Annotated in this window: 15 protein-coding genes; 7 read left to right on the top strand and 8 right to left on the bottom strand. The window is 71.3% G+C overall.

Annotation, left to right across the window (positions count from 1 at the left end; translation table 11 throughout):
• The first annotated feature begins 340 nt into the window (after positions 1 to 340).
• A complete protein-coding gene (locus ABZ845_RS26675; protein ID WP_360984113.1) occupies positions 341 to 826 on the top strand; it encodes an NUDIX domain-containing protein in 486 nt (161 codons plus the stop codon).
• A gap of 59 nt (positions 827 to 885) precedes the next feature.
• On the opposite strand, the gene ABZ845_RS26670 is transcribed toward ABZ845_RS26675, so the two are convergent.
• From ABZ845_RS26670 to ABZ845_RS26660, 3 genes are all read right to left on the bottom strand, one after another.
• Positions 886 to 1,326, bottom strand: a complete 441-nt coding sequence (locus tag ABZ845_RS26670; RefSeq protein ID WP_360984110.1) for a DUF6299 family protein — start codon at positions 1,324 to 1,326, stop codon at positions 886 to 888.
• Between the two features lie 128 nt (positions 1,327 to 1,454).
• A complete protein-coding gene (locus ABZ845_RS26665; RefSeq protein WP_360984107.1) occupies positions 1,455 to 1,874 on the bottom strand; it encodes a RidA family protein in 420 nt (139 codons plus the stop codon).
• Positions 1,871 to 3,004: an acyl-CoA dehydrogenase family protein gene (locus ABZ845_RS26660; RefSeq protein ID WP_360984104.1), complete on the bottom strand. Its 1,134-nt coding sequence runs from the start codon at positions 3,002 to 3,004 to the stop codon at positions 1,871 to 1,873. Before ABZ845_RS26660 ends, ABZ845_RS26665 begins: the two co-directional genes overlap by 4 nt.
• Positions 3,005 to 3,288: 284 nt before the next feature.
• Here ABZ845_RS26660 and ABZ845_RS26655 point away from each other — a divergent pair, with 284 nt between their 5' ends.
• From ABZ845_RS26655 to ABZ845_RS26645, 3 genes are all read left to right on the top strand, one after another.
• Entirely contained in the window at positions 3,289 to 4,947 is a 1,659-nt protein-coding gene (locus ABZ845_RS26655; protein ID WP_360984217.1) for an AMP-binding protein, read from the top strand.
• A gap of 15 nt (positions 4,948 to 4,962) precedes the next feature.
• The gene (locus ABZ845_RS26650) at positions 4,963 to 5,775 is read left to right on the top strand and encodes a PaaX family transcriptional regulator C-terminal domain-containing protein (protein ID WP_360984101.1); all 813 of its coding nucleotides are present in this window, start codon (positions 4,963 to 4,965) and stop codon (positions 5,773 to 5,775) included.
• A 98-nt stretch (positions 5,776 to 5,873) separates the two neighbouring features.
• Positions 5,874 to 7,151 carry an aminotransferase class I/II-fold pyridoxal phosphate-dependent enzyme gene (locus ABZ845_RS26645; protein WP_360984099.1) on the top strand — a complete coding sequence of 426 codons (1,278 nt, stop codon included), beginning with the start codon at positions 5,874 to 5,876 and terminating at the stop codon, positions 7,149 to 7,151.
• A 112-nt stretch (positions 7,152 to 7,263) separates the two neighbouring features.
• Here ABZ845_RS26645 and ABZ845_RS26640 read toward each other — a convergent pair whose 3' ends face one another.
• Together ABZ845_RS26640 and ABZ845_RS26635 are read right to left on the bottom strand one after the other, a co-directional pair.
• A complete protein-coding gene (locus tag ABZ845_RS26640; RefSeq protein WP_360984096.1) occupies positions 7,264 to 9,564 on the bottom strand; it encodes a bifunctional salicylyl-CoA 5-hydroxylase/oxidoreductase in 2,301 nt (766 codons plus the stop codon).
• Between the two features lie 2 nt (positions 9,565 to 9,566).
• Complete coding sequence (locus tag ABZ845_RS26635) at positions 9,567 to 10,394, bottom strand: enoyl-CoA hydratase family protein (RefSeq protein ID WP_360984093.1); 828 nt, start codon at positions 10,392 to 10,394, stop codon at positions 9,567 to 9,569.
• A 273-nt stretch (positions 10,395 to 10,667) separates the two neighbouring features.
• Here ABZ845_RS26635 and ABZ845_RS26630 point away from each other — a divergent pair, with 273 nt between their 5' ends.
• Complete coding sequence (locus ABZ845_RS26630) at positions 10,668 to 11,105, top strand: ATP-binding protein (RefSeq protein ID WP_360984090.1); 438 nt, start codon at positions 10,668 to 10,670, stop codon at positions 11,103 to 11,105.
• Here ABZ845_RS26630 and ABZ845_RS26625 read toward each other — a convergent pair.
• The 3 genes from ABZ845_RS26625 to ABZ845_RS26615 all read right to left on the bottom strand — a co-directional run bounded on the left by ABZ845_RS26625 (position 11,062) and on the right by ABZ845_RS26615 (position 15,061).
• Positions 11,062 to 12,552, bottom strand: coding sequence for an amino acid permease (locus ABZ845_RS26625; RefSeq protein WP_360984087.1), 1,491 nt, complete (start codon positions 12,550 to 12,552; stop codon positions 11,062 to 11,064). The genes ABZ845_RS26630 and ABZ845_RS26625 overlap by 44 nt on opposite strands.
• A gap of 165 nt (positions 12,553 to 12,717) precedes the next feature.
• On the bottom strand, positions 12,718 to 13,725 hold the full coding sequence (gene argF / locus ABZ845_RS26620) for an ornithine carbamoyltransferase (RefSeq protein ID WP_360984084.1): 1,008 nt from the start codon (positions 13,723 to 13,725) through the stop codon (positions 12,718 to 12,720).
• A 106-nt stretch (positions 13,726 to 13,831) separates the two neighbouring features.
• The gene (locus tag ABZ845_RS26615; protein ID WP_360984081.1) at positions 13,832 to 15,061 is read right to left on the bottom strand and encodes an arginine deiminase; all 1,230 of its coding nucleotides are present in this window, start codon (positions 15,059 to 15,061) and stop codon (positions 13,832 to 13,834) included.
• 185 nt (positions 15,062 to 15,246) lie between these two features.
• On the opposite strand from ABZ845_RS26615, the gene ABZ845_RS26610 reads away from it, so the two are divergent.
• A complete protein-coding gene (locus tag ABZ845_RS26610; RefSeq protein WP_360984078.1) occupies positions 15,247 to 16,293 on the top strand; it encodes an SPFH domain-containing protein in 1,047 nt (348 codons plus the stop codon).
• Positions 16,290 to 17,189: a hypothetical protein gene (locus ABZ845_RS26605; protein ID WP_360984075.1), complete on the top strand. Its 900-nt coding sequence runs from the start codon at positions 16,290 to 16,292 to the stop codon at positions 17,187 to 17,189. The genes ABZ845_RS26610 and ABZ845_RS26605 overlap by 4 nt, the downstream gene beginning before the upstream one ends.
• Positions 17,190 to 17,299 lie beyond the last annotated feature (110 nt).

Below are 17,299 nucleotides of genomic sequence, written 5' to 3'. Positions count from 1 at the left end.
CTCCTTCCATGAGAAGCCGCCACCGTGGCGGAGTCGGACATGGGCCGCTGCCTTTCGAACAGATGCGTGGTCTGCTCCGTGACTATAGGCAGACGCACGGTCATCTCGCAGGTCCACGCGGGGATTCGCGGAGCCGTCCTTCACCGCTCCGAGGTACGCCGTCGCGCGCGAGGACCCAGTCCTCCAACAGGCGACATGCACGCCGTCGGCCGCCGTACCGTAGGGCCATGACTGTGCCGCCGTTCAGCAACACGACCGACGACATGTGGTCCATGATCCACGCCCTCGCCGGCCGGCTCAGGCTCAAGTCCACCAATTTCCTGACCTCCGGGGGGCCGGAATGACACCCGGGTGGCTGCCGCCCGAGCAGTACATCGAGACCATCGCCCGCGCCTCGTCCTATGCCTGCCTCTACTTCACGGACACCGCCGGCCGTCCCTTCCAGATGCGCTCCCACAACAGCCGGGAGGTCTGGCAGTGGCCGGGCGGCAACCTGGAACGCGGCGAGACACCTTGGGAGGGTGCCCGGCGCGAGTGCCTTGAGGAGACCGGCATCGACTTCCAGGGGCCGCGACGCCTCCTCGGCGTCCATTTCATGCTGCAGAGCGTGAGCTGGCCCTCCAATCACATCGGCTTCATCTTCGACGGCGGCGAACTCACCGAGGCTCAGCTCGCCCAGGTGCGGCTCACCGATGAGCACACCGAATGGCGGGTGCGGACGGTCGACGAGTGGCGGCAGGACATGAGGCCGGTCAACTTCGCCCGCCTCGAGGCGATCCACACCGCACGGGAGACGGGAGCGGTCGCCTACCTGGAGCGTGGCTGAGCGTGGCCGGGATGCCCGGCGGCCGACGGCTGAGGCCGGTCGGGCGCCGGGAGGGAGAGTCACCTCCGCACGAGCCTGATGTCCCGGTCGCGTGCCGCGTGGAAGCGGGGCAGAGGCAGGCCGGTGCCGCTGAGTTCCATCACGGTGGCCTCGACGTGCGCACGCCCGGTGCGGTACGCGCCCTGCCGGGCCTCCGAGTTGGCCCAGCGGTGCCAGGCGCCGTCGCACGCCGCCAGGGTGCCGCCGACTCCATGATGGACACGGGGGTCACGCTGGGAGACCGAGGAGGACACGAAGACGGGTCCGCCACGGCGGGTGCAGCGGTATCTGCCGGAGAGGGTGATGGTGCCGTCCGAGGCCAGACGCCCGGTCCGGTCGACGGTCACCTCCTCGCCCGGGCCGGACCGGCCGCCCGAGCCTGACAGGGCGCCCGAGGCGGGAGCGACGGACAGCAGCAGGGCGGCGCCGATGACAACCCCGAAGAGCTGGCGCACGGACATGAAGTACCTCCTGACGTGGGGGGACTCCACAGGTACCGGGCCATGGCGCCGGATAGCGTGATCTTCACCCCTTCGCGGCGAGTCCACGCCGACCGTCCGCCTTGTGCCGGGGAGTTGTCCGCGCGGGGTCAGAGCACGGCGAATCCGTCCAGTTCCACCAGTGCTTCCTCGTCCCACAGCCGGGCGATGCCCACGACCGCCATCGCGGGGTAGTCCCGGCCCGCCAGCCGGTGCCAGATGCGGCCGAGTTCGGGGGCGTGGACCCGGTAGTCGGCGACGTCCACGGCGTAGACGGTGACCCGCGCGAGGTCGGCGGGGGTGCCTCCGGCGGCCCGCAGTGCCGTGAGCAGATTGGTGAGTGCTCGCTCGAACTGCTCGGGGAGGGAGCCTCCGGCCACCTTTCCGTCCGCGTCCAGAGCGGTCTGCCCGGCCAGGAACACCACCCGGGAGCCGGTCGCGACGACGGCGTGCGAGAAGCCGGTGGGCGGGGAGAGGGTGGGCGGGTTGATCCGCGTGAGGTCGGGACGGTCGGGCTGCTCGCTGGTCACGGGGCCTCCACGGTGGCGTACAACTCCTTGGCGATGATGGCGCGCTGGACTTCGCTCGCGCCCTCGTAGATCCGCGGCGCGCGCACCTCGCGGTAGAGGTGTTCGAGGAGGTGGCCGCGGCGCAGCGCGCGGGCGCCGTGCAACTGGACTGCCCTGTCGACGACGTACTGCGCGGTCTCGGTGGCGAGCAGCTTCGCCATGGCGGAGCGCCGCGGGACGTCCGGGGCCCCGTCGTCGTACGCCGTCGCCGCCGCGTAGACCATGAGCCGGGCGGCCTCGACGCGCAGATCCATCTCGGCGACCTGGTGGGCGACGGTCTGCAGGTCCTTGAGCTTGGCGCCGAAGGCGTCGCGTCCCGCGGTGTGGGCGAGCGTGGCGTCCAGGGCCGCCTGCGCCATTCCGACCGCGAAGGCGCCGACGCTGGGCCGGAACAGGTTGAGGGTGCCCATGGCGACGCGGAAGCCGCGGTCGGGCTGCCCGAGGACGTCGTCGCCGGTGACGTGCACGTCGTCGAAGGCGAGGGTGCCGATGGGGTGCGGGGAGAGCATGTCGAGCGCGCCGCCGGTCAGCCCGGGGCGGTCGGCGGGTACGAGGAAGGCGGTCACGCCACGGGAACCGGCGCCAGGGGTGGTGCGCGCGAAGACGGTGTAGAAGTCGGCCTCGGGGGCGTTGGAGATCCAGCACTTCTCACCGGAGAGCCGCCAGCCGGAGGCGGGGCCGGGGCCGGGCGCGGCCGTGAGCGACAGCGCCGCCGCGTCGGAGCCGGCTCCGGGCTCGCTCAGCGCGAAGGCCGCGACCGTGGTGCCGGCGCGGACGCCGGGCAGCCAGCGGGCGCGCTGGGACTCCGTGCCGTGCGCATGCACGGGACAGGCGCCAAGGCCCTGCAGGGCGAGTGCCGTCTCCGCCTCCGTGCAGGCGTAGGCCAGGGATTCCCGCATCAGGCACAGTTCGAGCGCACCGGCGGTGAACAGACGGTCCAGCAAGCCGAGTTGGCCGAGCTCGGCGACCAGCGCCCGGTTGACCCGGCCCGGCTCCCCCTTCTCGGCGAGCGGGCGCAGCCGTTGTTCGGCCCACGTGCGCAGTTCCGCACACCAGGCGGTTTGCGTGGGATCGAGTGAGAATGCGGTCATTGCCGGTCCCCTCTCCCTGACGGCACACCCGGACCGGGTGGGTTGCTCACCCGACCGTATCGCGGACCGTTGACTGTCGTCACCAACACGATACGCTCGTTGCGCGAGCCCACCACGACGAGGGGCGTACCGCCATGGAACCGAGGGACGCCATAAGCGCCGGTGCCGCGGAAAACGCGCGCGCCATGGACGCCGACACGGACGCCACACGCGCCGCGGAATCCGCGGGCGTGGCACCGCCGCCACCCCCGCCACCTGCCGGGGCGAGACCGGCGGCGGGCTCCATGCCCAAGGCCACGCACGACGACACCACCGGCTCCGGCGCCCCGACCGCGCACCGGGACACCTTCGCGCGTGACCACCTCCCGCCGCGCGCCCAATGGCCCGAGCTGCGCTTCGATCTTCCCGGTCTGCACTACCCCGAACGGCTCAACGCCGCCGCCGAGCTGCTCTCCGGCACCGATCCCGACCGCCCCGCCTTCCGCACGGCGGACGGAGCCGTATGGACGTACGGGCAGCTGCGATCCCGCGTCGACCGGATCGCGCACGCGCTCACCTCCCGTCTCGGCGTCGTCCCCGGCAATCGCGTCCTGCTGCGCGGCCCCACCACCCCCTGGCTCGCCGCCTGCTGGCTCGCGGTGCTCAAGGCGGGCGCGGTCGCCGTCACGGTGCTCGCCCAGCAGCGCCCGCACGAACTGCGCACGATGTGCGAGATCGCCCAGGTCGGCCACGCTCTGTGCGATGCGCGCTCGGTCGAGGACCTCGCCAAGGCCGACGTCCCGGGACTGCGCATCGCCACCTATGGCGGCGACTCCCCCGACGACCTGCTGCGCCTTCCGGTACCCGATGAGCCGTACACGCCCGTGGACACGGCGGCAGACGACGTGGCGCTGATCGCGTTCACCTCGGGCACCACGGGTCGCCCGAAGGGCTGTATGCACTTCCACCGCGACCTGCTCGCCATAGCGGACACGTTCTCCCGTCATGTGCTCGAACCGCGCCCCGACGACGTCTTCGCGGGCAGTCCCCCGCTCGGCTTCACCTTCGGGCTCGGCGGGCTCGTCGTCTTCCCGCTGCGGGCCGGGGCCAGCGCGCTCCTGCTCGAACAGGCAGGGCCCAAGCAGTTGCTGCCCGCCATCGCCGAGCACCGTGTCTCGGTACTGTTCACCGCGCCGACCGCCTACCGCGCGATGCTCGACGAACTGGGCGCGAGCGGCGGGGACATCAGCTCGCTGCGACGCTGTGTGTCGGCCGGCGAGAACCTGCCCGAGGCGACCTGGCGGTCCTGGTACGAGCGCACCGGGCTGCGCGTCATCAACGGCATCGGCGCCACCGAACTGCTGCACATCTTCATCTCGGCCGCCGACGACGCCATCCGCCCGGGAGCCACCGGAGTCCCGGTGCCGGGCTGGCAGGCGCGCATACAGGACGCTGGCGGCGCACCCCTGCCCGACGGGGAACCGGGACTGCTCGCGGTACGCGGCCCCGTCGGCTGCCGCTACCTCTCCGATCCCCGGCAGCGCGACTATGTACGGGACGGCTGGAACCTCACCGGTGACACCTATGTCCGCGACGCCGACGGCTACTTCCGCTATGTGGCACGGGCCGACGACATGATCATCTCGGCCGGGTACAACATCGCCGGCCCTGAGGTGGAGGACGCCCTGCTGCGCCATCCCGATGTGGTGGAGACGGCGGTCGTCGGGCGGCCGGACGAGGCGCGCGGGCAGATCGTGGTGGCGTACACGGTACTCAGGGCGGGCGCGTCCCGCGATCCGGAGGAGTTGCGCACATTCCTGAAGTCCGAGCTGGCACCGTACAAATGTCCGCGCGAGTTCGTCTTCCTGGACGCTCTGCCGCGTACGGCGACGGGCAAGCTCCAGCGCTTTCGGCTGCGCGCGGCGGCCGGCCCGGACGAGGACGCGGCCGGTGATCTTGGGTGACGTGGACGATCTAGAGTGATCGACGTGTCCGATCAGCACGCTCCCCGGTCCCTCATCGTCACGTTCTACGGCGCGTACGGCCGCTTCGCACCCGGCCCGGTGCCGGTGGCCGAGCTGATCAGACTGCTCGCCGCGGTCGGCGTGGACGCGCCCTCCGTACGGTCGTCGGTGTCGCGGCTGAAGCGGCGCGGACTGCTCCTGCCTGCCCGTACGGCCGCGGGCGCGGCGGGCTACGCCCTGTCTCCGGACGCGCGGCAGCTGCTCGACGACGGCGACCGGCGCGTGTACGCGACGGCGCCGCCCAAGGACGAGGGCTGGGTGCTCGCGGTGTTCTCGGTGCCGGAGTCGGAGCGGCAGAAGCGGCACCTGCTGCGCTCCAGGCTGGGGGGCCTCGGCTTCGGCACCGCGGCCCCCGGAGTGTGGATCGCGCCCGCGCGCCTGTACGAGGAGACGCGGCACACGCTGGAGCGGCTCGGCCTCGACCCCTACGTGGACTTCTTCCGGGGTGAGCACCTCGGTTTCGTGCCGACCGCCCGGGCAGTGGCCCGCTGGTGGGACCTGGAGGCCATCGCCGTACAGCACGAGGAGTTCCTCGGCCGCCACGCGGGCGTGCTGCACGCCTGGCAGTCCCGTGAGGACACCCCGCCGCAGGAGGCGTACCGGGACTATCTGCTCGCCCTGGACTCCTGGCGCCATCTGCCTTACGCCGACCCGGGCCTGCCCTCCGAACTGCTCCCCGAGGACTGGCCGGGCGCCCGTTCGGCGGCGGTCTTCCAGGCACTGCACGAACGGCTGCGGGACGCGGGGGCCGTTTTCGCCGGGGTGTGACGCGGGGGGCACGGCCGGGGACCAGGACACCGCACCGCCGCCACGACCAGCCCGGATTTGTATCCTCGGCAGGCGACCACGCCCATGAGAGGAAACACATGACCACGGAGCTGAGCCCCGACGTCCCGGCCGGGCCGCTCGAGCAGGCCCGCAGGGACTACCAGGAGCTGGCGGCGCGCGGGCTCTCGCTCGATCTCACCCGTGGCAAGCCGGCGCCGGAGCAGCTCGACCTCTCCAACGCTCTGCTCGGCCTGCCCGGCGAGCGGTACACCTCCGCCGACGGTACCGATCTGCGCAACTACGGTGGTCTGAAGGGACTGCCCGAGCTCCGGGAGCTCTTCGCCGAGGCGCTCCAGGTGCCGGCCGGCCAACTGCTCGCGGCGGGGAACTCCAGCCTCGAGCTGATGCACGACTGCGTGGTGCACGCCCTGCTGAGCACGCTGCCCGGCGCCGAGTCACGCTGGGTCGACCAGGAGCGGATCGCCTTCCTGTGCCCGGTGCCCGGGTATGACCGGCACTTCGGGATCTGCGAGCGGTTCGGGATCGACATGATCCCGGTGCCCATGACCGACGAGGGTCCGGACATGGACCTCGTGGAGCGGCTCGTCGCCGAGGATCCGGCGGTGAAGGGCATGTGGTGCGTGCCGAAGTACAGCAACCCGACGGGCGTCACCTACAGCGATGCGACCGTGGCACGGCTTGCCTCGATGCCCACCGCCGCGCCCGACTTCCGCGTCTTCTGGGACAACGCCTACGCCGTCCACCACCTCACCGGGACGCCCGCCGAGATCGCCGATCTGCTCGCCGCCTGCGTCGAGGCGGGCCACCCGGACCGGGCGTTCGTGTTCGGATCGACCTCGAAGATCACCATGGCAGGCGCGGGTGTCGCGTTCTTCGGCTCCTCGCCCGCGAACGTGGAGTGGCTGCTCGCCAGGAGCGCCAAGCGGTCGATCGGCCCAGACAAGATCAACCAGCTGCGGCACGCGCTCCTGCTGCGGGACGCGGACGGGCTGCGGACCCATATGGAACGCCATCGCGCCCTGCTGGAGCCCAAGTTCGAGGCGGTGGCACGGATCCTCGACGCCGAACTCGGCGGCACCGGGCTCGCCGCCTGGACCTCTCCCGAGGGTGGATACTTCGTGACGCTCGAGGTGCCCGAGGGGTGCGCCAAGGAGGTGGTCAGCCGTGCCGCCGAGGCGGGCATCGTGCTGACCCCGGCCGGTGCCACCCACCCGCACGGTGCCGATCCGAGCGACGCGGTGATCCGGATCGCGCCCAGCTACCCGGCACTCGACGAGCTGGAGCAGGCGATCGAGGGACTCACCGTGTGCGTGCGGCTCGTCGGGTACGAGCGGCAGTCCCGCCGACCGGCCTGACGACGCCCTGGGGTTCCCTGGCCCAAGGCCCCGGCCCTTGGGTTTCCTTGCCCAAGACCCCAGAGCCTGTCCGGCAATTCCCTTCGTCCGCCCGCCGCGCAGGCGGGAATTGTCAGGCAGGCCCCAGGGTGAGCCTCGGTTTGGGGGCGTCCGTACGGCCCGTCTGGGGCCGGCGGCTGCCCGCCCGGTAGGGGGTCGGCCAGGTCACGCCGGGGCCGGTGTAGCCCTGCTCGGCCGCCGCGTGCAGGGTCCAGTGCGGGTCGTAGAGATGCGGACGGGCGAGCGCGCACAGGTCCGTACGCCCGGCCAGGATCAGGGAGTTGACGTCGTCCCAGGACGAGATGGCGCCGACCGCGACCACCGGGATGCCGATCTCCTGGCGGATGCGGTCCGCGTAAGGCGTCTGGTAGGAGCGGCCGAACTCCGGCTGCTCCTCGGACGCCACCTGACCGGTGGACACGTCGATCGCGTCGGCGCCGTGCGCGGCGAAGGCGCGGGCGATCTCGACGGCCTCTTCGGCCGTGGTGCCGCCCTCGGCCCAGTCGGTGGCGGAGATCCGTACGGTCATGGGCTTCTCCTCGGGCCACACCGACCGTACGGCGTCGAAGACTTCGAGGGGGAAGCGCAGCCGCTTGGCGAGTGTGCCGCCGTAGGCGTCCGTGCGCCGGTTGGTGAGCGGCGAGAGGAAGCCGGAGAGCAGGTAGCCGTGGGCGCAGTGCAGTTCGAGCAGGTCGAAGCCGCAGCGCGCGGCCCGCCATGCGGCAGCGGCGAACTGCTCGCGGATGTCGGTCAGTTGTGCCCGGGTGACCTCCCGGGGCAGCTGGCTGTCCGGCCTGTAGGGGATCGGGGAGGCTGCCACCAGGGGCCAGTTGCCCTCCTCCAGAGGCTCGTCCATGCCCTCCCACATGAGCTTGGTGGAGCCCTTGCGGCCGCTGTGCCCGAGCTGCACGCCGATCGCGGTGCCCGGCGACTGGGTGTGCACGAAGTCGGTGATCCGCCGCCACGCCTCCGCCTGCCGGCCGGTGTACAGGCCCGCGCAGCCCGGGGTGATCCGGCCCTCGGCGCTCACGCACACCATCTCGGTCATCACCAGACCTGCCCCGCCCAGCGCCCGTGCGCCCAGGTGGACGAGGTGGAAGTCCCCCGGGACGCCGTCGCGCGCCGAGTACATGTCCATCGGCGAGACCACGACCCGGTTGCGCAGGGTCAGGCCGCGCAGCCGGAACGGGGTGAACATGGGGGGCGTGCCGGGCGGGCAGCCGAAGTCCCGCTCCACCGCCTCGGTGAACTGCTCGTCCCGCAGCCGCAGATTGTCATGGGTGACGCGGCGGCTGCGGGTGAGCAGGTTGAAGGCGAACTGACGGCCTGGCTGGCCGACATAGAGCGCGAGGTTCTCGAACCACTCCAGGCTGGCCCGCGCCGCGCGCTGTGTGGAGGCCACCACCGGGCGCCGCTCCTCCTCGTAGGCGACCAGGGCCTCGCGCAGCGAGTCGTGCTCCTCCAGGCAAGCCACCAGCGCCAGCGCGTCCTCCACGGCCAGCTTGGTGCCCGAGCCGATCGAGAAGTGCGCGGTGTGCGCGGCATCGCCGAGCAGGACCAGGTTCTCGTGCGACCAGCGCTCGTTGACGACGGTGCGAAAGGTGGTCCAGGCCGAGTTGTTGGAGCGCAGGGACCGGCCGCCGAGCGCGTCCGCGAAGATCTTGGCGCAGCGCTCGATCGTCTCGTCGGTCTCCAGTTCCGCGAATCCGGCCGCCCGCCAGACCTCCTCGCGCATCTCCACGATCACGGTGGAGGAGTCGGCCGCATAGGGGTAGCCGTGCAGTTGCATCACGCCGTGCTCGGTCTCGGCGATCTCGAAGCGGAACGCGTCGAAGGCGAAGTCGGCGGCCAGCCAGATGTAGCGGCAGCGGTGGGACTCGACAGAGGGCCGGAACACCTCGGGGTACGCCTCGCGGGTGCCGCTGTGCACGCCGTCGGCCGCGATCACCAGGTCGTACGACTCGGAGAGCCGGGCGGGGGGCGGTGCCTCGGCGCGGAAGCGCAGGTCGACGCCGAGCGAGCGGCAGCGCTCGTGCAGGATCTCCAGGAGTCTGCGCCTGCCGAGCGCGGCGAACCCGTGGCCCCCGGATGTGTGGCACATGCCCCGGTGCACGATGTCGATGTCGTCCCAGCGTACGAACTCCTCCCCCAGCGCCGCGTAGACGGCGGGGTCGGCGTGCTCGATGCCGCCGAGGGTCTCGTCGGAGAGGACCACGCCGAAACCGAAGGTGTCGTCGGGGGCGTTGCGTTCCCAGACGGTGATCTCGCGGCCCGGGTCGAGGCGTTTGAGGAGGGCCGCCGCGTACAGACCGCCGGGTCCGCCGCCGACGACGGCGACGCGCAGCGGCCGCTGGGCCCGCGCGGACGTGGTCATGGCTACCTCCCTTGCCACTTGGGGGGCCGCTTCTCGGTGAAGGCGGCGTGGAACTCGGCGTAGTCCTCGCCGTTCATCAGCAGTGCCTGCGTCGCGGCGTCCAGTTCGACCGACGCGGCGAGCGGCATGTCCAGTTCGGCGGTCAGCAGCGCCTTCGTCTGGGCGTACGCGAGCGCCGGACCGTCCGCGAGCCGGCGGGCGAGCGTCTGGGCGGCCTCGTCGGCGCGGCCCTCGTCGGCCAGCTCGCTGATCAGCCCGATCCGCTCGGCCTCGGGCGCCCGCACCGGCTCCCCGAGCATGAGCAGACGGGTCGCGTGGCCGAGCCCGACGACCCTCGGCAGCAGATAGGCGGCGCCCATGTCGCCGCCGGAGAGCCCGACCCTGGTGAACAGGAACGCGAAGCGCGCGGAGGGGTCCGCCACCCTGAAGTCGGCGGCCAGCGCGAGGACGGCCCCGGCGCCCGCGGCCACTCCATGGACGGCCGCGATCACCGGGAACGGGCACTCCCGCACGGCCCGGACGACCTGCCCGGTCATCCGGTTGAAGTCCAGCAGTTGGGCGGTGTCCATGGACAGGGTGGCGCCGATGATCTCGTCGACGTCGCCGCCCGAGCAGAATCCGCGACCCTCTCCGGCCAGGACCAGGGCCCGGACGGACTTCTCCCGGGACAGCTCGGCGAGCAGATCGCGCAGGTCGGCGTAGGCACCGAAGGTGAGCGCGTTGAGCTTGTCGGGGCGGGCCAGGGTGACGGTGGCCACTCCGTCGCTGATCGCGCACCTGAGATGGCGCCACTCGGCGGTGCGGGCGGCGGATCCGGTGAAGGGACTCATGACGTGCGGCCTCCTCGGGCGGGGGCGGCTCGGCTGTCTTCTGCCTGGACGCAGCCGGGAATGCTGCCTCTCCGACGAAGTTATCACTCATCTGTGACTGTCGTCATGAGTGCGCGATACGTTCTCACACGTTCGGGTCACACGTTCGGGTCACACGTCCGGGCGAAACCCGGGGCCCGTCCCGCTCACGGCAGGCCGTACCATTCCTCTTGCTTGAAAGCAGGAGAGCCACCTGCGCCGTGAACGGAACCGACCGAACCCGACGGAACCGCCTTGTACGAATCCCCCGCCCCCGCCTCCTGGCGCGTCGCCCTTCCGAGCACCGCCGCGGCCGTGCCGGTCGCCCGTGCGCTGGTCCGTACGGCGCTCGCGGAGCGGGAGGGCGCGGCCGACAGCGACACCGCGGAACTGCTCACCGCGGAACTGGTCGCCAACGCCGTGGAGCATGCCACGGGGGACGGCCCGATCGAGCTGGTGGTCGAGCTGCTGCCGACGGGCTGCACGGTCGAGGTGCACGACCCCGATCCGGCGCCGCCGGGCAATCTGACGCACCCGGCGGCTCCGGCCCCCGACCCCTGGCAGGAGCACGGGCGAGGCCTGCTGCTGATCCGCAGCCTCAGCTCGTCCTGCGGTCACCGCCCCACCGAGTCCGGCAAGGCGGTGTGGTTCAGACTGCCCGCGATCCCGCGGCAGTGGCGGCGTCCGGCGTGACGGTCCCGGAATCCGTCCCGGTCCCGGCCCCGGCCTCCTGCGACACGAGCCTGGAGCCCCGGCGCCCGTAGAGCGCGTAGACCAGGCACCCCGCCGCCACGAACGCGGCGAACTGCACCCAGGTCGTGAACCCGGTCTCGTACATCAGGTAGAGGCAGAAGCCGACCCCGAGCAGCGGCACCACGGGGTACAGCGGCACACGGAAGGTGCGCTCGAGACCCGGTTCGCGGCGGCGCAGGGCGATCACCGCGACATTGACCACGGCCATGACGGCGAGGGTGCCGATGGTGCACAGGTTGACCACCGAGTCGAGCGAGGCGAAGGCCGCCGGAAGGGCGAAGACGACCGCCACGATCAGGGTGCCGGCGACCGGCGTCGAGGTCCTCGGCGAGACCCGCTCGAAGACGCGCGGGACGAGGCCGTCACGGGCCATCGACATCAGGATGCGGGTCTGCCCGTACATCACCGCGAGCACGACCGAGGCGATGGCGACGACCGCGCCGAAGGCGATGACGCCACCGCCGATCGTGGAGCCGGTGACCTGGTTGACGACGTACGACAGCGCGGCGGGACGTCCGCCCACCTCCGGACCGCCGATGGCGCCGATCGCGGCGAGCGCGACCGCGCAGTACAGGATCGTCACCAGGCCGATGCAGACGAGGATCGCGATGGGGATGTTCCGGCGCGGGTTCCTGGCCTCTTCACCGGCGGTGGTGATCGCGTCGAAGCCGATGTACGAGAAGAACGCGGCCGTGGTGCCCGCGCCGATACCGCCGATTCCGGCGGGCGCGAACGGAGTCAGATTGCCGTGCTTGAAGGCGGTGAAGCCGATCGCGCAGAAGACGACGAGGACGGCGAGCTTCAGGACGGCCATGGCGGCGGTGGCCCGGGCGCTCTCCCGCACGCCCCGCACGAGCAGGACGCAGGCCAGGGCGATGACGATCACGGCGGGCAGGTTGACCACCCCGCCGTCGGAGGGCCCGCCCGAGAGCACGGCGGGCAGCTGGTGGCCCGTGACACTGTGCAGCAGCTCGTTGACGTACTGGCTCCAGCCGACCGCGACGGCCGAGACGGACACGCCGTACTCCAGCAGCAGGCACCAGCCGACGAGGAAGGCCGTGCCCTCGCCGAGGCCCGCGTAGGCGAACGAGTACGAGGATCCGGAGACGGGGATCGCGCCGCCCAGCTCGGCGAACGCGAACGCCGTGAAGACACAGGTCAGCGCGGCGAGCACAAAGGAGACGACAACGGCGGGCCCCGCCTGGGAGACCGAGTCGGACAGGCCGACGAAGATGCCGGTGCCGACGATCGCACCCACCCCGAAGCAGACGAGCTGGAACAGTCCCATATGGCGCTTGAGGCCGTGGCCCGAGAGATCGGCGCCCGCCTCGGCGACGAGCATCTGGGGGGACTTGATACGGAGGGGGCCTATGGGGCTGCCGGGCATACGGGTGGTGCTCTTTCCGTGGTGCGGAGCGACGGGTTCGTCGCATGCCGGTCGCCGGAATGGGTTGTTCCGGGCCGTCGAAGAACGTACGGGAGGGGTTCCGGGTCCCGCTGCCGCGGCGGGCACGGACGGGGATCTTGTGGCGAGGACGCTCGTGCGGGGGCTTCAGGCGAGGGTGGCCACCAGGACGGCCTTGATCGTGTGCATCCGGTTCTCCGCCTCGTCGAAGACGACGGAGTGCTCGGACTCGAACACCTCGTCGGTGACCTCCAGCTCGGTCATCCCGTGCCGCTCATGGATCTCGCGGCCGACATCGGTGCCGAGGTCGTGGAACGCCGGCAGGCAGTGCAGGAACTTCACGTCCTCGTTGCCGGTGGCGCGCAGCACGTCCATGGTCACGGCGTACGGGCCCAGCAGCGCTATGCGCTCGTCCCAGACCGCCTTGGGCTCCCCCATCGACACCCACACATCGGTGGCGACGAAGTCCGCGCCGCGCACGCCCTCCTTGACGTCGTCGGAGAGCGTGATCCGGGCCCCGGAGGCGTCGGCGAGCCGCTGGGCCACCTCCACGATCGTGTCGTCGGGCCACAGCAGCCGGGGCGCCACGATACGGACGTCCATGCCGAGGAGGGCACCGGTGACGAGATAGGAGTTGCCCATGTTGTAGCGGGCGTCACCGAGGTAGGCGAAGGCGATCTCGGTCAGCGGCTTGTCGCTGTGCTCGGTCATGGTGAGCACGTCGGCGAGCATCTGGGTGGGATGCCACTCATCGGTGAGGCCGTTGTAGACGGGGATCCCGGCGTAGGTGGCCAGCTCCTCCACGACGCCCTGCCCGTGCCCGCGGTACTCGATGGCGTCGAACATCCGGCCGAGAACCCGGGCGGTGTCCTTGACGGACTCCTTGTGCCCGAGCTGCGAGCCGACGGGGTCCAGGTAGGTCGTACAGGCTCCCTGGTCCGCGGCGGCGACCTCGAAGGCGCAGCGTGTACGGGTCGACGTCTTCTCGAAGACCAGTGCGATGTTCCTGCCCGTCAGATGACGTGTCTCCACTCCGGCCCGCTTGGCCGCCTTGAGCTCCGCCGCCAGCTCGATCAGGAACCGGAACTCCTCCGCGGTGAAGTCCAGCTCCTTCAGGAAGTGGCGTCCGGCGAGGGCGGTGGGGACAGTCGCCATGAGGCGCTCCAGAGGTGACAAGGGGACGGGGTGAACAAGGGAACGAATGGAAGTCTATACGACGCTCCACATTTCTATACGATCTGGGGTCGACACCCACGGTACGTCACCCGTAAACCGCGTCTCTCTCCACCGGACAGCTCATGCACCGCGGCCCGCCCCTGCCCCTGCCCAGTTCACTGCCCGGGATCTCGATCACCTCGATCCCCTGCTTGCGCAGATGCGTGTTCGTGGTGGAGTTGCGCTCATAGGCGATCACCACACCCGGCTCGACCGCCAGTACGTTGCAGCCGTCGTCCCACTGCTCGCGCTCGGCCGCGTGCACGTCCTGGGTAGCGGTGAGCACACGGATCTCGCTCAGGCCGAGCGCCGCCGCGACGGCGCGGTGCATGTGCTCCGGCGGATGGTCCGTGACCTTGAGCTCCTTGTCCCCGCCGCCGGGCTCGATGGTGTACGAGCGGAGCATGCCGAGCCCGGCGTACTGGGTGAAGGTGTCGCCGTCGACCATGGTCATCACCGTGTCGAGATGCATGAAGGCACGCCGCTTGGGCATGTCGAGCGCGACGATGGTCCGGGCCGATCCGGCGGCGAAGAGCTTGTGCGCGAGCATCTCCACGGCCTGAGGAGTGGTCCGCTCGCTCATCCCGATGAGCACCGCACCGCTGCCGATGACCAGCACATCGCCGCCCTCGATGGTGGAGGGGTAGTCGGCCTGCCCCTCGGACCAGACATGGAAGTCCTCGCGCCTGAAGAGCGGGTGATGCCGGTAGATCGCCTCGAAGTGAACGGTCTCCCGCTGCCGCGCGGGCCAGCGCATGGCGTTGATGGAGACCCCGTCGTATATCCACGCCGAGGTGTCGCGCGTGAAGAGGTGGTTGGGCAGGGGCCCCAGGAGGAAGTCGTCCAGCTCCATCGCATGGAACCGCACCGACGTCGGCTCCGGATGGCGCTCCAGGAATTCGCGCTTGGTCATGCCGCCGACCAGCGCCTCGGCGAGATCCGACGACGGCAGCGTCTCGAAGGCGGCCCGCAGATGGTCGGTGGCGAGCGGTCCGTACTCCTTCTCGTCGAAGACCCGGTCCAGGACGAGTGACCGGGCCGCCGCGACGTCGAGCACCTCGGTGAGCAGATCACCGAAGAGATGGACGGCGACCCCGCGGTCGCGCAGCACGTCGGCGAACCCGTCGTGCTCGGCGCGGGCGCGGCGCACCCACAGCACGTCATCGAACAGGAGCGCGTCCTTGTTGCTGGGGGTGAGCCTCTTCAGTTCGAGATCAGGTCTGTGCAGGATGACGCGGCGCAGCCGCCCGGCCTCGGAGTCGACATGGAATCCCATGCCTCCATCCTGACCATTCGGGTGCCTGTTCACCCCCTCTTCGCGATGAAGCCGACCGTTTGCTTTCGTCTTCTTGACGATAATCGACGGGCTGATTATCGTCGTCATGACGAGAACGAGGGGCGGCGAACGCCGTGCGGGCTCACGGGCTCACGGGTTCACGACGCGAGGGGGCAAGGGACAACATGGCGGACATCACACGGCGCTTCGGCTGGCGGCATCTGCGCGGGGCTCCGACGGCACACATCCGGCACCACCGGGCGGGGCGGCTGGTCCACGACGGGCCGGGGCTCAGCTTCTGGTACCGCTCGCTGACCGCAGCGCTGTCCGAGGTCCCGGTGGACGACCGGGAACTGGCGATGACGTTCCACGCCCGTACGTCCGACTTCCAGGACGTGGCGGTGCAGGCGACGGTGACCTTCCGCGTCAGCGACCCGGGTGTCGCGGCGGAGCGCATGGACTTCTCCATCGACCCGGACACGGGCGTCTGGCGGGGCGCACCGCTCGAACAGCTGTCGACGCTCCTGACGGAGACGGCCCAGCAGCACGCGCTGGACGTGCTGGCCCGCACGCCCCTGTCGGCGGCCCTGGTCGACGGCGTCTCATCGGTACGGGAACGGGTCGCGGCCGGACTCGCGGCGGAACCCCGGCTGCCCGCGACGGGCATCGAGGTGGTCGCGGTCCGGGTCGTGGCGCTGCGCCCCGAACCCGAGGTGGAGCGCGCCCTGCGCACGCCGGCCCGCGAACAGATCCAGCAGGAGGCCGACCGGGCGACGTACGAACGCCGTGCCGTGGCCGTGGAGCGAGAGCGCGCCATCGCCGAGAACGAGCTGGCCAGCCAGATCGAACTCGCCCGCCGTGAGGAGCAGTTGGTCGAGCAGCGCGGCACGAACGCGCGCCGCGAGGCGGAGGAGCACGCGGCGGCCGACGCGGTGCGCGCGCAGGCGGAGGCCGCGCGCACGGTGCGGCTGGCCGAGGCGGAGGCGGCACGTGCGGTACGGCTCGCCGAGGCGGAGGCCAGGTCCGCGCGGGAGGTCGGTGCGGCGCGCGCCGAGGCCCAGGCGGCGTGGCTGCGGGTGCACGCCGAAGTCGATGTGTCGACTCTGCATGCGCTGACCGGTACCCGGCTCGCGGAGAACCTGCCGCGGATCGACAGCGTGACGCTCTCGCCGGATGTGCTGACCGGGCTGCTGGCCCGGCTGGGCGCACCCGCCACCGGGGAGGCGCGTTGAGTCTCGCGCCGCGGGCCGTGCTGGTCCACCGCACCACCGAGTACGAGGAGCTGGTGGCCCGGCACGGTACGCACGGGCAGGCCGCGTTCTTCCTGGCATCGCGGGGGCGGTCCATCGAGGACGTGGTGGCGCGCCACCGCCGGGCGCGGGAGGCCCTGGCGGAAGTGGCGGCGGCGGTGCCGCTGACCTGGCGTCAGGCGCGGGTGGAGCGGTCCGACCTGGATCGGTTCCTGTTCGCGCCCGAGGACGTGGTCGTCGTGGTCGGGCAGGACGGACTGGTGGCGAACACGGCCAAGTACCTCACCGGGCAGCCGGTCGTGGGCATCGACGCGGAGCCCGGCCGCAATCCGGGGGTGCTGGTGCGCCACCGCGCGCGTGACGCGGCGACACTGCTCGCGGCCTCATTGGCACCGGGTATCCGGGCCGAGGAACTCACCATGGTCGAGGCCTTCGCCGACGACACCCAGCGGCTCGTCGCGCTCAACGAGATCTATCTGGGCGCGGCCGGCCACCAGACGGCCCGCTACCGCCTGGGCCTCGACGGCGACAGGGGTGCCGTCGAGGCCCAGGCGTCCTCCGGGGTGCTGGTGGGGACGGGGACCGGGGCCACGGGGTGGCTCCGGTCGCTGTGGCAGGAACGGGACAGCTCTCTCGCCCTGCCCCGCCCCACCGAGGACCGGCTGCTGTGGTTCGTCCGCGAGGCATGGCCCTCGCCGGTCACCGGGACATCGCTGGTGGCGGGCGAACTCACCGCCCGGGCATCCCTGCGGCTGACCGTCGAGTCCGAACGGCTGATCGCCTTCGGGGACGGAATGGAGCACGACGCGCTGGAACTGACGTGGGGACAGTCGGTCCGGCTGGGGATGTGCGAGCAGCGGCTGCGGCTGGTGGGGTGAGGGTTCCGCCCGCGGGGGGGGGGTGCCTCTATGTCTTTCGTCAAGGTGCCTCTGTCGGGTTTGGGGTGATTCGGTCTTGCTGGGATTATGCGGCGAGCTCGACGTCCGCG

The organism is Streptomyces sp. NPDC047022, assembly GCF_040644155.1.
GTDB lineage: Bacteria > Actinomycetota > Actinomycetes > Streptomycetales > Streptomycetaceae > Streptomyces.
Note: the sequence above shows the minus strand (reverse complement) of the source record. Positions and strands in the feature narration are given on the sequence as shown.